The following is a 2,256-nucleotide window of genomic DNA, read 5'->3' on the forward strand; positions in this document are numbered from 1 at the left end:
TATAAAACAACCGATCAATTAGAAGATCTATTCCATTTAAAATGGTAAATAACCAATAACAAAATAAACCACACGGGTGTCACAAATAATGCAATTCTTGTATCCTCTGCCAAACCTAATACAACTAGCACAAATGCTAAGAAAATAAGAACAATATAGTTTGCAACTGGGTATAACGGCATTTTAAATTTATTCTTTGCTGCAAGCTCTGGTCGTGTTTTTCGGTATTTCATGTGACAGAGTACGGTACTTGCCCAAATATAGATAAAACAAACCGTAGATATACTTGTAATTAACGTAAATACCCCCTCTGGCATGATATAATTTAAAATCACGGCAATTAAAACAACGATAACCGAGAAGAACAGGGCGTTCGATGGAACTTGATTTTTTGTTAATTTAGCTAGTGCCTCTGGTGCATTCTTTTCCTTTGCTAATGCATATGTCATTCTGCTAGTACTAAATATCGCACTATTACATGCAGATGCAGCAGAAGTTAAAACAACAAAGTTAACGATTCCAGCAGCAGCAGCTATTCCGACAGCCAAGAAAACCTGAACAAATGGACTTTTAGCTGGATTAATGGCATTCCAAGGATAAATGCTCATAATGATAAGCAATGCTCCCACATAGAAAATCAAAATCCGAACAGGGATATTGTTAATAGCTTTAGGAATAACCTTTTCAGGGTTCTCTGTTTCACCAGCTGTTAGTCCTACTAATTCAATTCCTACAAATGCAAATACAACCATTTGGAAGGAAAGTATAAATCCATGCATCCCATTCGGAAACATTCCATCATGGCTCCAAAGATTGGTAAAACTAGATGGTCCTGCATCTGTTGAAAAGCCTTTAATAATCATAATAAAACCAATTATGATTAAGGCAATAATCGCAACTATCTTAATTAAAGCAAACCAAAATTCCATTTCGCCAAATAGCTTAACTGTAGCTAAATTCATAATTAGCAACACAATTAATGCAATGAATCCTGGTAGCCATTGAGGAACATTCGGAAACCAAAATTGCGTGTACATGCCGATAGCCGTTAAATCTGCCATCGCAATCGAAATCCAACAGAACCAATATGTCCATCCTGTTACAAAAGCGGCCCTATTGCCAAAATAATCATTTACAAAATCAACAAATGAATGATATTCAAGATTTGACAACAGCAGTTCTCCTAGTGCACGCATAATCAAAAAACAGATAATCCCTGTTATGATATAAGCAAATAAAATAGAAGGTCCTGCTAAGTGAATGGACTTTCCTGCTCCAAGAAAAAGTCCTGTACCTATCGCTCCTCCAATCGCAATTAATTGAACATGTCTATTTTTCAAGCCTCTCGACAACGTTTCTTGTTGCATTTTAAATCACTCTCTCTTCAAGTGTACTATTAAAATCTATTATGTAATTAAGTCAACGAATTATAGTTTAGCACAATCTAAAGGAACATTCACGAATCTCTCTTTTTATCGTGTTGAAAAAGTGTCTTCCATCACTAATGAGTAATTTTTATGTTTTTAGAATATGCTATTAGGGTTAAAATACTAGTAATATTATGAAATGTTTAAGATGTTTCATCCTAAAAATGCTATAATTGATTGTAATGCAAATATCAGTATCCTACAATATTTATAGGAGTATCTTTAGTTGATTGAAATAGCTAAGTATGTCCAGATTATAGGAGGAACCATTCATGCCCAATACATATCAAGGAACAAAGTTAAAAGTTTTCGCTCTTAATTCAACGCCTGCTCTTGCCCAAGAAATAGTAGAGCATCTAGGTACAGAATTAGGAAAATGTACCGTTAAGAAATTCAGCGATGGGGAAATTCAAATCAATATTGAAGAAAGTGTCCGCGGTTGCGAAGTATTTATTATTCAATCGACTAGCGACCCTGTAAATCAAAGTATTATGGAATTGCTTATTATGATTGATGCACTAAAACGAGCTTCTGTTGATACTATTAATGTTGTTATTCCATACTATGGATACGCACGTCAGGATAGAAAAGCTCAACCGAGAGAGCCAATTACAGCTAAATTAATTGCCAATTTGATTCAAAAATCTGGTGCAGACCGTGTTATAACATTGGATCTTCATGCACCACAAACACAAGGCTTCTTTAATATTCCAGTGGATCAATTAGTGGGTATCCCTCTTCTTGCCGATTACTTAAATACAAAAGAATTTTCCCATGATGTAGTAGTAGTTGCTCCAGATCATGGCAGTGTTACACGTGCCCGTGAGCT

2 protein-coding genes are annotated in these 2,256 nt (G+C 35.2%); one reads left to right on the top strand and one right to left on the bottom strand.

The window, feature by feature from the left end; all coding sequences use genetic code 11:
* Positions 1-14: 14 nt before the first annotated feature.
* Positions 15-1,367 carry an amino acid permease gene (locus tag RTL21_RS22135; RefSeq protein ID WP_312099206.1) on the bottom strand — a complete coding sequence of 451 codons (1,353 nt, stop codon included), beginning with the start codon at positions 1,365-1,367 and terminating at the stop codon, positions 15-17.
* Positions 1,368-1,699: 332 nt separating this feature from the next.
* Between RTL21_RS22135 and RTL21_RS22140 the strand changes: the two genes are divergently transcribed.
* Positions 1,700-2,256, top strand: a 557-nt coding sequence (locus tag RTL21_RS22140; protein ID WP_312099207.1) for a ribose-phosphate diphosphokinase, incomplete at its 3' end; no start/stop codon positions are given.

The organism is Niallia sp., from assembly GCF_031978665.1.
In the GTDB taxonomy this organism is placed as follows: Bacteria; Bacillota; Bacilli; order Bacillales; family Cytobacillaceae; genus Niallia.